Raw genomic sequence first — 13,359 nt, forward strand, 5'->3', positions numbered from 1 at the left:
TAATGTGTACCCTGTTTTAATTTTCACTTCACTTTTATGCGTCTTATTCCAACTAGAGCCTGTGCAGGCTTGGGTAGTTTGGGATAACAATGCGATTGCCGATGGGCAGTGGTGGCGGATCCTAACAGGAAACTTTTCACATACCAACTATTCGCACCTTGTGATGAATTTAGCAGGCTTGTGGATCATCAGTTATCTATTTCAACCTAATAAGAAACAACTGATCAGCGCGTTGCTTTTCATTAGTGTAGTCACGGGATTGGCGCTGTTACTGTCGAGCATTAAAGTCTATGTGGGTTTGTCGGGGACTTTACATGGGCTGTTTGGTTTATTCGCGCTCAGAGAAACGTTAAACGGCAGAAAATCGAGTTGGCTCTTGGTGGTAGGATTAATCGCTAAGATAGCGTGGGAGCAGTTTGTCGGCCCTTCTAGCACGACTGGCGAGCTGATTAATGCTCGCGTCGCGATTGAAGCCCACCTAGCAGGAGCACTGGCTGGAGGCTTCGTGGCTGTAATATTTTCGCTAGCGAATACAAAAGCAGATCAAAGCTGAATTCTTTCACGGTTCTTTTCTACCGTCACTTCACCGATTCCTTTCACATTAACCAAACCGTCAGCGGTGGTAAATTCACCGTACTGATCTCGATAATCGACGATCTCTTTCGCTTTTTTTTCACCTATACCGACGAGAAGAGCTGATAGTTCTTCTGCTGTCGCCGTGTTGATGTTTACCGTTATCTCAATACCTTCGTAAAGCTCAGCCTTAGTTGGGCTGTCTGCAAACACTGCGGAGCTAAGCGTAATAAGAAATGAAAGAAGTAGTGTTGAATATATTGTGCGCATAAACCGTTCCTTTGTATAAAAAACGTAACTTATGCATTTGCCATTACAAATGACACAGTAACTAAATAAAAATAAAGCGGGCCACCTAAGTGACCCGCTTTGTTATACATCTCGTTTTCATCAGCTTGTTTGTTCGCTCACAAATTTGATTTATAGAGCAACAGTCATACTTTGATTAACAATGCTAAATCATCGAGTGAATCAAAGTTTACTGACCTTGGCCAACTACGTAATATTCAACGTCCGCGTTTTTGCGAAGTACGTTTAATACATTAGTAAGATCTTGCTGGTTGCCAACTCGCTCCAATTGAGCGCCAATTTGAGTGCTGTAAGCCGGGTTGACTTCAGCCGTTACTTTTGAAAGCTCAACAACAACAATATTACCGTCTTGGTCTTTAGACTGACCGAATACAGATTGACCGTCTTCTGGTTTCGCTAAAGCGAATACAGAAGATGCTAATGGAGAGTTACGGTCTATCGTTTCAAGTTCAGTGAACTCAAGATTATTATCCGCCAGTACTGCTTCATTTCCTTGCTTAAGTTCGTTCACTAGAGAAACACCTAGCTCAATCGCTTGTTGCTCCGCTTGAACAGCAGACAATGCAGCCACAACTTGATCTTTCACTTCAGCTAGAGGAAGAACGGTTTCGTCACGAGTTTCTTCTACACGAACAACAATCACGTGCTCAGGTGCAACTTCGATAACTTCAGAGTTTAGACCATCTTCTTTCACTTCAGGACTCAAGATCGCTTGCATAACTGCTGGTGTCATGAGGAGTTCTGGAGCATCAACTTGAGAAATGAAACCCGTTGTTGTGATCTTAGCGTTAATAGCTTCAGCTGAATCGACCAAAGAATCTGGGAATTCAAATGCCACTTTCTCTAGTTCAGTTTGCTTCTCGTAGAACTGGTCAACAGCATGTTGGTCTATAAGCTCTTGCTTAATCTCAGCCGCCACTTCTTGGTAAGACTGAACTTGAGACGCTTTTAGCTCGTCTAACTTGATGATGTGATAGCCAAAATCAGACTTAACTAAACCAGTTGTGTCGCCAAGAGCTTCAAGAGCAAAAGCTGCATCTTCAAACGCTGGGTCCATAACGTCGCGTTCAATCCAGCCTAGGTCACCACCAAGGTCAGCACTGCCGAAATCATCTGATTTCTCTTCAGCTAGCGTAGCAAAATCAGCGCCTGCATTTAATTCTTCTAGGATTGACTGAGCTTTCGCTTCGTCATCGCCTTGAACTAGGATGTGGCTAACTTTACGTTGCTCTTCAGTTGAGTACTTGTCTAGGTGCTCTTGGTAGTATTTCTGCGCTTCTTCATCACTAACTTCAAGCTGAGACTTAAGTGCTTCAGCAGAAAGCTCAATATAAGATACCTTAGCCTGCTCTGGGCGAGTATAAGCTGCTGGGTTCTCTTGGTAGTACTGTTCGACTTGTTCGTCAGTTAGCTCGATGTCTTTCGCAAGGTCAGCAACAGACAGTGTCACTGTACGAATGTCACGAGTTTGAGCAATCAGTTTGCTTTGCGTATCGATTTCACCTTGAAGAACAAATTCACTGCCTTGAAGCGCAGTAACAAGCTGGTTACGCATTAGGTCGCGACGCATGTATTCAGCGAAGCTTTCTGCGCTGAAGCCTGCACGACGTAGTGCCGATTGGTAAACTTCTTGGTCGAATTGACCAGCCGTTTGGAACTGAGGCATTTCTAGAATCATGGTACGGATTTGAGAATCACTGATTCGTAGGCCTAGAGACTCGGCTTGTTGCTCAAGTAGAACATCGTTGATCATGCGATCAAGGACGGATTTACGGAAAGACTCTACGTATGCAGGGTCTGCCAGCATTTGAGCAAAGTAATCACCAAGTTGAGACTGCATGCGATTGCGTTCATTTTGATAAGCCTGTTCGAACTCACCACGAGCAATTTCGGTGTTGCCAACTTTAGCCGCTGCGTTATTGCCGCCACCGGTGATGTAGCTGCCCACACCTGCGAATACAAATGACAGGATAATCAACCCAAGGATTATTTTTACCGCGATGCTATTCACGCCTTCGCGTAATCGATCCATCATAATTTAAGTGCTCTCCGGATATGAAGCATTGGCTTCAAAATAAAAAATCTATTCACGCGATATTATCAGAAAAAGAAATGCGCATCAGTAGGATGCGCATAATTTAAATAAGTTCAATGTGTTCTGCACATATACTGCTCAATAGTGAAAGACTACTTTTCAAACAGTAAACGCATTTTACTACCTTCCCCCTCTCAAAACCTGAGGTTTCAGTAATAAAAATTAGTTACATGCGTCTTTAAGAGCTTTACCCGCTTTGAAGCCTGGTACTTTAGCTTCTGCGATTTGAATCTCTTCACCCGTTTTTGGATTACGACCTGTACGAGCAGCACGAGTACGAACACTGAAAGTACCAAAGCCAACAAGTGCAACTTGGTCGCCTGATTGTAGCGTTGTGCCAACGGCTTCGATGAAAGCATCTAGAGCGCGGCCAGCTGAAGCTTTAGAGATGTCTGCGTTTTCTGCGATTGATTCTACTAGTTGTGTTTTATTCACTGTTTTTCCCCTATGTGTCATCTGTAACTATTTCTCGATGACGGTACGTTCCATTTTGGTTTTAATTTAGCCGCAAGCCTTGTTGCAAAAGGGATTGCAGCTTTAGTCGAATAACTTAGCGTCCAAAAAAAACGCTGACAAGCCTTTTCGAGCCTATCAGCGTAATTCTTTACTTATTTTTGCTACGCATCACTATTTTTTCACGTCAAACTCGACCCCTGACGGATCTCGTTCTAAAGCAACTTTCAGTACTTCATCAATCCACTGTACTGGGATAACCTTCAAGTCAGCGATTACGTTGTCTGGAATGTCTTCCAAATCACGTTCATTGTCCTTTGGAATCAGAACTGTTTTGATGCCGCCACGGTGTGCTGCAAGTAGTTTTTCTTTCAAGCCACCAATAGGTAAAACTTCACCACGAAGGGTAATTTCACCTGTCATACCCACTTCAGCTTTCACAGGGTTACCCGTTAAGCTAGACACGAGTGCCGTACACATTGCGATACCAGCACTTGGGCCATCTTTTGGTGTTGCACCTTCAGGTACATGAACGTGAATATCACGCTTCTCATAGAAATCTGAATTAATACCCAGCTTTTCAGCACGAGAACGAACCACAGTCATGGCAGCTTGAATCGACTCTTTCATCACATCACCAAGAGAACCGGTTTGCGTCAGCTTACCTTTGCCTGGCGTTGATTCGGTTTCGATAGTCAGTAGATCGCCACCCACTTGTGTCCAAGCTAGACCAGTTACCTGACCAATACGATTGCTTTCATCCGCTTTACCGAAGTCATGACGTTGTACACCTAAGTACTCTTTCAGGTTATCAATGTTAACCGTTACAGACTTAAGGTCGCTGTCTAGCAAGATGTTCTTCACTGCTTTACGACAGATCTTAGAGATTTCACGCTCTAGGCTACGCACACCCGCTTCACGCGTGTAATAACGAATGATGCCGATGATTGCTGAGTCTTCAATCTCAATCTCATGAGGCTTCAGGCCGTTACGTTGAACCTGCTTGTCCAGTAGGTGACTCTTAGCAATGTTCAGCTTTTCGTCTTCTGTGTAACCAGATAAGCGAATCACTTCCATACGGTCTAGTAACGGGCCAGGAATATCCATCGAGTTAGACGTTGCAACAAACATGACATCTGACAGATCGTAATCTACTTCTAAGTAGTGATCGTTGAATGAAACGTTTTGTTCAGGGTCAAGAACTTCCAATAGTGCCGAGGATGGGTCTCCGCGCATATCAGAAGACATCTTATCGATTTCATCTAATAGGAACAGTGGGTTCTTAACACCAACTTTAGACATCTTCTGGATCAGTTTACCCGGAAGTGAACCGATGTAAGTACGACGGTGACCGCGGATTTCCGCTTCGTCACGTACGCCACCAAGAGCCATACGAGTGTACTTACGGCCCGTTGCCGCTGCAATCGAACGACCTAGCGAGGTTTTACCTACACCAGGAGGGCCAACAAGACAAAGGATTGGACCTTTTAGCTTGTTAATTCGATTTTGTACTGCCAAGTATTCAAGGATACGTTCTTTAACACGCTCTAAGCCGTAGTGGTCTTCATTCAAGACCTCTTCTGCTTTCGCTAAATTCTTTTTAACTTTTGAACGTTTAGCCCAAGGAACACCAACCATCCAATCAATGTAGCTACGAACTACTGTCGCTTCAGCAGACATTGGCGACATCATTTTCAATTTTTGCAGTTCTTGCTCGGTTTTCTCGCGAGCTTCTTTAGGCATTTTTGAATCTTCGATCTTCTTCTTCAAAGTCTCGAATTCATCAGGTGCATCGTCCATCTCGCCAAGTTCTTTCTGAATCGCTTTCATTTGCTCATTCAGATAATACTCGCGCTGAGATTTCTCCATCTGTTTCTTAACACGGCCACGAATACGTTTTTCAACTTGCAGGATGTCAATCTCTGACTCCATTTGGCCCATCAAGAATTCCAAACGTTCAGTGACATCTGAAATTTCTAGAACGTGCTGCTTGTCTACTAATTTAAGGGGCATGTGCGCTGCAATGGTATCGGCTAGGCGTGCTGCCTCGTCAATACCATTTAGCGACGTTAGAACTTCTGGTGGAATCTTTTTGTTTAGCTTAATAAAGCCTTCGAATTGATTGATCGCACTACGAACAACCACTTCTTGTTCTTTGTCGTCAAGCTCGGAAGTTACAACGTATTCTGCATCTGCTAAGAAAAATTCACTTTCTTTGAATTGATTAATTTTTGCACGCTGCTGACCTTCAACAAGTACTTTTACAGTACCATCGGGGAGCTTGAGCAATTGAAGAATGGTAGCAACGGTACCTACATCAAATAGGTCTTCTATTGAAGGTTCATCAGTGTCCGCTTCTTTCTGTGCTACAAGTAGTACTTGTTTGTTAGCTTCCATTGCCGATTCAAGGCAAGTAATCGATTTTTCACGACCAACAAACAATGGAATAACCATATGTGGGTAGACCACTACATCACGTAGAGGTAGCACGGGGATTTCGATACGCTCGGAACGTTCCAAGTTCATATATTTCTCTCTTCCGCTTTAACTTATAAAGCAGTATATGGGGCTTAAACGACTGGATTCAATGGAAGAATAAAAAAAAGGAGGTAATTGCTTACCTCCTTTTTCAATTTGAGCGTGCAGTCTAAAAAAGACTTACTCTGCAACCGCTGCTTGGTTATCTGAGTTGCTGTAAATTAATAGTGGTTCTGACTCACCATTAATTACTGACTCATCAATCACAACCTTGCTTACATCTGTAGAAGATGGCAGTTCATACATAGTTTCTAGTAGAACCCCCTCCAAAATAGAGCGTAGACCACGAGCACCTGTTTTACGGTTCATTGCTTTCTTAGCAATGGCACGTAAAGCGTCTTCGCGGAATTCTAGCTCTGTATCCTCAAGTTCAAATAATGCTGCATACTGTTTCGTCAGTGCATTCTTTGGCTCACAAAGGATTTGGATTAACGCTTCTTCATCAAGCTCTGTCAGTGTTGTTGTAACAGGTAGACGACCGATGAATTCTGGAATTAAACCATACTTCACTAGATCTTCAGGTTCTACTTGAGTGAACAATTCACCGATAGTTTTGGTTTCGTCTTTTGAACGCACTTCTGCGCCGAAGCCGATACTTGAACCTGTTTCTACACGTTGCTCAATCACTTTATCTAGGCCTGCAAACGCACCACCACAGATAAATAGGATCTTAGACGTGTCCACTTGCAAGAACTCTTGCTGTGGATGCTTACGACCACCTTGAGGTGGAACTGAAGCCACGGTACCTTCAACAAGTTTTAGTAGAGCTTGCTGTACACCTTCACCAGATACGTCACGCGTGATTGATGGGTTTTCAGCTTTACGAGAAATCTTGTCGATTTCATCAATGTAAACAATGCCGCGTTCCGCTTTCGCTACGTCGTAATCACATTTCTGAAGCAACTTCTGGATGATGTTTTCAACATCTTCGCCCACGTAACCCGCTTCGGTTAGTGTTGTTGCGTCTGCCATTGTGAATGGAACGTCTAGGAAACGAGCCAGTGTTTCAGCAAGTAGTGTTTTGCCACTACCAGTAGGACCGATAAGAAGAATGTTACTCTTACCTAACTCTACGCCTTCAGCCGTTGTATCACCATTACGTAAACGCTTGTAGTGGTTATATACCGCAACTGCTAGCACTTTTTTCGCGTATTCCTGACCGATTACATAGTCGTCAAGATGCTCACGAATCTCACGCGGCGTTGGCAGCGATTCAGATTCTTTCTTAGGAAGAACATCTTTAATTTCTTCACGAATAATGTCGTTACATAGATCGACACATTCATCACAAATGTAAACAGAAGGACCTGCGATTAACTTGCGAACTTCGTGTTGGCTTTTGCCACAGAAAGAGCAGTAAAGCAGTTTACTGCTACCACCCTCTTTGCTTTTGTCTGTCATTCGCTAACCTCTTAGCCTGTACTCTCTATGTTTGAGTGTATATCAATTTGAATCACTTTGCGTTAAACAATTGCCTTGCAATTATTGGCCGCGATGATTAAGAACTGAATCCACCAAACCGTATTCTACTGATTGCTCAGCAGACATGAAATTGTCACGATCTGTATGTTGCTCAATAACTTCTAGAGGCTGACCTGTGTGCTCCGCCAATAGCTTATTTAGCTTTTGTTTGATCGTTAGGATCTCTTGCGCATGAATTTGAATATCAGACGCTTGACCTTGGAAGCCGCCAAGTGGCTGGTGAATCATCACACGTGAATTTGGAAGCGCGTGACGCTTACCAGGAGCACCACCCGCTAGTAAGAATGCTCCCATAGAGCACGCTTGACCCATACATACTGTGCTCACGTTTGGCTTGATGAACTGCATTGTGTCGTAAATAGACATACCTGCAGTTACGCTACCGCCTGGTGAATTGATGTAAAGATAGATATCTTTGTCTGGGTTTTCTGATTCCAAGAAAAGCATTTGAGCCACGACAAGGTTTGCCATGTGGTCTTCAACTTGACCGGTTAAGAAAATGATACGTTCTTTTAACAGACGAGAATAGATATCGTAAGAGCGTTCACCACGGGAAGTTTGTTCAACCACCATAGGAACTAACGCGTCCATAATCGATGGCATTGTATTTTTTTCTTGGTAGCTCATATTCTTATGTCCCTAAAATAAATGGCCCGAATGATTAAATCATACGGACCATTGTTAGCAGAATTGTTGACCGTACGTCAACCTTCTACATCAGATATTACTATATTATGCAGGTTGCTGATTCATTAGCTCGCTGAAGCTAACTTCTTTATCAGAAACTTGAGCTTTAGCGATGATTGCATCAACGGCTTGCTCTTCTAAAGCAACGTTACGCATGTTGTTCATCATTTGCTCGTTTTGCTCGTAGTAAGCAATAACTTCTGTTGGATCTTCGTATGCTGTAGCCATCTCTTCGATGATAGCTTTAACTTTCTCGTCATCAGCTTCTAGCTCTTCAGTCTTGATTACTTCACCAAGAAGAAGGCCTACAACTACGCGACGTTTAGCTTGCTCTTCGAACAGCTCACGTGGAAGTTGGTCAGCAGCTTCAGTGTTGCCACCGAAACGTTGAGCAGCTTGTTGACGTAGAACACCGATCTCTTGATCGATAAGAGCAGAAGGTACGTCGATGTTGTTTTCGTTAACTAGACCGTCGATAGCTTGCTCTTTGATGCGGTTCTTAACAGCTTGCTTAAGCTCACGCTCCATGTTCTTACGAACTTCAGCTTTAAGACCTTCAACGCCGTCAGCAGCGCCGAACTTAGAAACGAATTCTTCGTTTAGTTCTGGAAGTTCACGAGCTTCAACTTTGTTCAACTTGATAGAGAACTTAGCTGATTTACCTTTTAGGTTTTCAGCGTGATAATCTTCTGGGAAGTTTACGTCGATTTCGAATTCCATGCCTGCTGTTTTACCAACGATACCGTCTTCAAAACCAGGGATCATGCGACCAGCACCCATCTCTAGTGGGAAGTTCTCAGCTTTACCGCCTTCGAACTCTTCACCGTCGATAGAACCAACGAAGTCGATAGTTGCACGAGAACCAGCGTCAGCTGCAGCTTCAACTTCAGTCCAAGTTGCTTGTTGCTTACGTAGAGTTTCGATCATCTCTTCAACGTCTGCGTCTTTAACTTCTACTGCTGGTTTCTCAACAGTGATGTTTTCTAGACCTTTCAGCTCAACTTCTGGGTAAACTTCAAAAGTTGCGTTGAATACTAGGTCAGCGCCTTCGCTGTTTTCAACTGGTGCGAAAGTAGGTGCGCCAGCTGGGTTGATTTTCTCTTTAACGATCGCTTCGATGAAGTGACGTTGCATTACTTCGCCCATCACGTCTTGACGTACTGCTTTGCCGTACATTTTAGCAACCATCTTCATTGGCACTTTGCCTTTACGGAAACCATCGAAACGACGATTTTTCGCGATGTTGCGTAGTTCAGCTGTAACTGCATCTTCGATGTTAGCAGCAGGAACAGTAATATTAAGACGGCGCTCTAGGCCTTCTAGCGTTTCAACAGTAACTTGCATTATATAAACCTCAAAACTGGCTCAGTAATCTGAGCATATGAGCCGTAACTTAGCTTTAATTCAAAAGCCGACGTTGTTGGCTGCATCCTTGTGTAGTGCTCTATCCGAACACCTAATTTAAAATCGAGCATTGATGTCTGAATTGACTATTCAACCAAACACCAGACTAATCAGCGATATCTTCGTTCTTCACACGCCGACTTGAACGTAATAAAGCTTGTTTTAAGAAACAAGAAAGGTATCTCCGATTAGCCTCAGGACAGAGATTTTAGACGCGACATTCTAGCGATCTGTTTAATCTCTGTCGAGCCGTTCACCTCTGCTTAATGATGAATGCTCTAAATTCGTTCAACCAAATGATAAAAAAACAATCAAAACATCACTTAGCACAACAGAAATGGGGACAATAGCGACTTTTTCAAGGGAATCGAGGCCTTTTTTTGCTAAAAACCTTAAAAAGAGATCTTGCTCTTGTTTTACCCCTCAGAGTCGATAAGTTTTTCAACAATCTCTGTTACAAAGCCTTAACCTACAGCCATCTGTTGGCTCTCAATTTTCAGCTAAAACACCGTTATTAACTGCAATATACGAGAGAATACAGGCGTATTTGTTTTATCTAAGATTGAGCGGAGAGCCTTCATGTTTCGAGCTTTGAGCCCCCCTTTACTGCTGGCAGTCACCTATTGTTTACTCATGGTCGTTGGTGGTCATTGGATCTGGGGATCAAGCCACCAAAATTTGTTAAATGGTCACCAATCCAAGCTAGATAGGTTTTCTGTTCATATATCTAGCCAATTGGACAAGTTCGCCCACATCCCGGAGCTGCTATCAAAGGATAAAGAACTGATCGACGCCCTACATTCACCAAGCAATTCTGCCCAGATAGAACTCACCAACCGCTATCTAGAGCACGTCAACACAGTGATTCAGGCATCCGACACCTATTTATTGGATAGCATCGGCACCACTATCGCGGCCAGCAACTGGAACCTTGAACACTCGTTTGTCGGGCGTAATTTTGCGTTTCGTCCCTACTATCAACAAGCGATTCTCGGCAATGAAAATCAGTACTTTGCGTTAGGTTCTACTTCGGGGAAACGGGGTTATTATTATTCCTTTCCTGTCTCCTACGCGGCTGAAATCATTGGCGTGATTGTCGTAAAAATGGATTTATCACTGATTGAAACAAGTTGGAAAGGCAAACAGAGTTATTTTGTTGCTGACGATAAAGACCAGATTGTTTTTATGTCGAGTAATCCAGAATGGTTACTCAAAAGTCTCCAACCACTCAATAAAGCCCAACAGGCTCGAATTCAAGAAAGTAGGCAGTATCTAGATACAAAAATCGAGAGTCTGCATTTTTCAGGAGATTTGGAGAGCTCTACCAGCAGTATTAAGTCAACGCATAAACTCGTTCAAGAGCACTTTTTCACTTCCTCACGTTTTTTGGATGACCCCAAATTAACCGTCCGGGTATTCTCTCCGACACACTTAGTTTGGTGGGATTTGATCGCCTATATGGTGGTGTTGAGCTTAGTATTTGCGATTATTTATCTCACCATACAACTCAACAACCATCGCCAACAAAGACGTGCCCAGATCGATAGGCTGCAATCTGAAGCCAAACAAAAGCTGGAATTTCAAGTTCTTGAGCGCACATCAGAACTGCACGTTGAGATCAAGCACCGTATCGAAACAGAACAGATACTCAGACAGACACAAGACGAGCTAATACAAGCAGCAAAGCTGGCAGTATTAGGTCAGATGTCAGCAAGCATCAGCCATGAACTGAATAACCCATTGGCGGCTATTCGCAGTTATGCAGACAATGGCCGACTCTTTCTTGAAAAAGAGAAGACAGACCGAGTCGATGACAACCTCTCTCGGATTTCAGCACTGACGGATCGTATGGCAAAAATAAGCCATCAACTCCGTTCCTTCGCTAAGAAATCCACGGCAGAAGAGCTACACACGTTGCAGATACTGCCTATTCTTCATTCCTCAAAAGAACTGATGAAACCGCAGTTAAAGACTGAGCGAGTCAAAGTAAATGAGCTCCCTGAAATCTTCGACGCCTGCGTGCTCGCCAATGCGATTCAATTGGAACAGGTCATCATTAACCTACTGACCAATGCTGTTCAAGCTATGGAAAATCAAGAAGATAAACAATTGGCTATCCTGTTAGAGATTAGCGAATCAGATAACGCACAATCAAAAACTCTGTTGATTCATGTCGATGACAATGGCCCCGGTTTTGTCTCGCCTACGACGGGACACTTTTTTGAACCCTTTCATACCACTAAAAAAAATGGACTTGGACTCGGGCTGTCGATTTCTCAACAAATAATCAGCGGAATTAACGGCAAACTAGTGACAGGAGTCAGTCCGCAAGGCGGTGCTCGTTTTACTATTGAACTCCCGATAGTGTCCGACGAGCAACGTTCCAAAAAGAACAAAATGGACTGAAGCAAAACAAAAATTTCAGCGATATTCAGTATAAAAGAGTAAAGGAATAACTATGTGTGACGTCTATTTCATTGATGATGAATCCGATTTAAGGATGGCAATTGAGCAGAGCTTCGAGCTCGCTGACATTAATGCTGAATTCTTTCATGATGCAGAATCAGCACTACTTGCGATCCAAAAAAATGGTCTTCCCCATGTGATCATCACAGATATTTGTTTACCGGGTATTTCTGGACATGATCTACTCAACACTGCCATGCACAAAGATAAAGAGATTCCTGTCATCATGATCACCGGGCATGGTGATATATCAATGGCCGTGCAAGCTATCCATGATGGTGCCTATGATTTCATTGAAAAACCATTTGCCAATGAGCGTTTGATCGAAACCACCAAACGGGCGATCGAAAAACGCCGATTGACCCTCGAAAACCAAGAACTGAAGCGTTCGTTGAAAGCGAGTAAAGCACTGGGTCCAAGAATCATTGGTGACACGCCATCGATGACTGAGCTTCGTTCGATCATCACTCACGTCGCCGATACCAACGCCGATATTTTATTGTTTGGCGAAACGGGAACAGGTAAAGAACTAGTCGCACGTTCCCTACATGAACAAAGCAGCCGTCGAGAGCAAAATTTTGTCGCAGTCAATTGTGGTGCCGTTCCTGAGAACCTGATTGAAAGTGAGCTCTATGGCCATGAAAAAGGCGCTTTCACGGGGGCTGATAGCAAACGCGTAGGTAAGTTTGAGTTTGCACAAGGCGGCACCCTGTTCTTAGATGAAATAGAATCCATGCCAATGCAAGCGCAGATACGTCTGTTACGCGTATTACAAGAACGTGTCATTGAAAGGGTTGGCTCAAACGGTTTGGTTCCTCTCGATATTCGAGTGATTGCAGCAACTAAAGTCGACCTAAAGAAAGCCGCTGAAGAAGGCACTTTTCGCCAAGACCTTTATTACCGACTCAATGTCGTGACCTTAGATTTACCTTCACTAAGAAGTAGACAGGAAGACATCCCAGCACTCTTTCACCATTTCTTGCTCGTCGCAGCAGCGCGTTATGGTAAAACAGCCCCTGCACTGCCACAAACAGAACTGCACGCGCTTTTAGCTCATGATTGGCCCGGAAATGTACGAGAACTACGTAATACTGCGGAGCGTTTTGTACTTTTAGGTAAGCTTTCTCATTTATCAGACAACACCGTTGAGTCAAACCAACACTTATCGCTAGCTGAGTTGGTCTCTGACTTTGAGAAAAGTGCACTAAAGCAAGCGCTTATTGAGTGTAACGGCAGTATAAAAGAGACCATGGAAAGGCTTCAACTTCCACGCAAAACCCTTTACGACAAGATGCAAAAATACCAGCTTGTAAAAGAATCGTATCGACAAAGAGAAAACTAAACTATTTTTG

10 protein-coding genes are annotated in these 13,359 nt (G+C 43.5%); 3 read left to right on the forward strand and 7 right to left on the reverse strand.

Going from position 1 to position 13,359, the window contains the following annotated elements:
• Window positions 1-4: 4 nt before the first annotated feature.
• Window positions 5-553: a rhombosortase gene (gene rrtA, locus OCU50_RS09780; RefSeq protein ID WP_060468164.1), complete on the forward strand. Its 549-nt coding sequence runs from the start codon at window positions 5-7 to the stop codon at window positions 551-553.
• Here the strand turns inward: rrtA and OCU50_RS09785 are convergent.
• The 7 genes from OCU50_RS09785 to tig form a co-directional block, all read right to left on the reverse strand.
• Window positions 544-843, reverse strand: coding sequence for a ComEA family DNA-binding protein (locus OCU50_RS09785; RefSeq protein WP_060468165.1), 300 nt, complete (start codon window positions 841-843; stop codon window positions 544-546). The genes rrtA and OCU50_RS09785 overlap by 10 nt on opposite strands.
• Before the next feature lie 208 nt (window positions 844-1,051).
• On the reverse strand, window positions 1,052-2,917 hold the full coding sequence (ppiD, locus tag OCU50_RS09790; protein ID WP_060468166.1) for a peptidylprolyl isomerase: 1,866 nt from the start codon (window positions 2,915-2,917) through the stop codon (window positions 1,052-1,054).
• 222 nt (window positions 2,918-3,139) lie between these two features.
• Window positions 3,140-3,412 carry an HU family DNA-binding protein gene (locus OCU50_RS09795; protein WP_004736083.1) on the reverse strand — a complete coding sequence of 91 codons (273 nt, stop codon included), beginning with the start codon at window positions 3,410-3,412 and terminating at the stop codon, window positions 3,140-3,142.
• Window positions 3,413-3,604: 192 nt separating this feature from the next.
• Window positions 3,605-5,956, reverse strand: coding sequence for an endopeptidase La (gene lon, locus OCU50_RS09800; protein ID WP_060468167.1), 2,352 nt, complete (start codon window positions 5,954-5,956; stop codon window positions 3,605-3,607).
• Between the two features lie 132 nt (window positions 5,957-6,088).
• Complete coding sequence (gene clpX, locus OCU50_RS09805; RefSeq protein WP_017056940.1) at window positions 6,089-7,369, reverse strand: ATP-dependent protease ATP-binding subunit ClpX; 1,281 nt, start codon at window positions 7,367-7,369, stop codon at window positions 6,089-6,091.
• 81 nt (window positions 7,370-7,450) lie between these two features.
• A complete protein-coding gene (clpP, locus tag OCU50_RS09810) occupies window positions 7,451-8,077 on the reverse strand; it encodes an ATP-dependent Clp endopeptidase proteolytic subunit ClpP (protein WP_017056939.1) in 627 nt (208 codons plus the stop codon).
• A gap of 105 nt (window positions 8,078-8,182) precedes the next feature.
• On the reverse strand, window positions 8,183-9,481 hold the full coding sequence (tig, locus tag OCU50_RS09815; protein WP_060468168.1) for a trigger factor: 1,299 nt from the start codon (window positions 9,479-9,481) through the stop codon (window positions 8,183-8,185).
• A 639-nt stretch (window positions 9,482-10,120) separates the two neighbouring features.
• Between tig and OCU50_RS09820 the strand changes: the two genes are divergently transcribed.
• Together OCU50_RS09820 and OCU50_RS09825 are read left to right on the forward strand one after the other, a co-directional pair.
• The gene (locus tag OCU50_RS09820; RefSeq protein WP_060468169.1) at window positions 10,121-11,947 is read left to right on the forward strand and encodes a sensor histidine kinase; all 1,827 of its coding nucleotides are present in this window, start codon (window positions 10,121-10,123) and stop codon (window positions 11,945-11,947) included.
• Window positions 11,948-11,999: 52 nt separating this feature from the next.
• Complete coding sequence (locus tag OCU50_RS09825) at window positions 12,000-13,349, forward strand: sigma-54-dependent transcriptional regulator (RefSeq protein ID WP_060468170.1); 1,350 nt, start codon at window positions 12,000-12,002, stop codon at window positions 13,347-13,349.
• Window positions 13,350-13,359: the final 10 nt, after the last annotated feature.

It is taken from the genome of Vibrio toranzoniae (assembly GCF_024347655.1).
Lineage (GTDB): Bacteria > Pseudomonadota > Gammaproteobacteria > Enterobacterales > Vibrionaceae > Vibrio > Vibrio toranzoniae.

Coding starts and splice junctions, on each gene's coding strand:
- OCU50_RS09785 (WP_060468165.1), bottom strand. CDS start 843: ATGCGCACAATATATTCAACACTACTTCTTTCATTTCTTATTACGCTT.
- ppiD (WP_060468166.1), bottom strand. CDS start 2,917: ATGATGGATCGATTACGCGAAGGCGTGAATAGCATCGCGGTAAAAATA.
- lon (WP_060468167.1), bottom strand. CDS start 5,956: ATGAACTTGGAACGTTCCGAGCGTATCGAAATCCCCGTGCTACCTCTA.
- clpX (WP_017056940.1), bottom strand. CDS start 7,369: ATGACAGACAAAAGCAAAGAGGGTGGTAGCAGTAAACTGCTTTACTGC.
- clpP (WP_017056939.1), bottom strand. CDS start 8,077: ATGAGCTACCAAGAAAAAAATACAATGCCATCGATTATGGACGCGTTA.
- tig (WP_060468168.1), bottom strand. CDS start 9,481: ATGCAAGTTACTGTTGAAACGCTAGAAGGCCTAGAGCGCCGTCTTAAT.
- OCU50_RS09820 (WP_060468169.1), top strand. CDS start 10,121: ATGTTTCGAGCTTTGAGCCCCCCTTTACTGCTGGCAGTCACCTATTGT.
- OCU50_RS09825 (WP_060468170.1), top strand. CDS start 12,000: ATGTGTGACGTCTATTTCATTGATGATGAATCCGATTTAAGGATGGCA.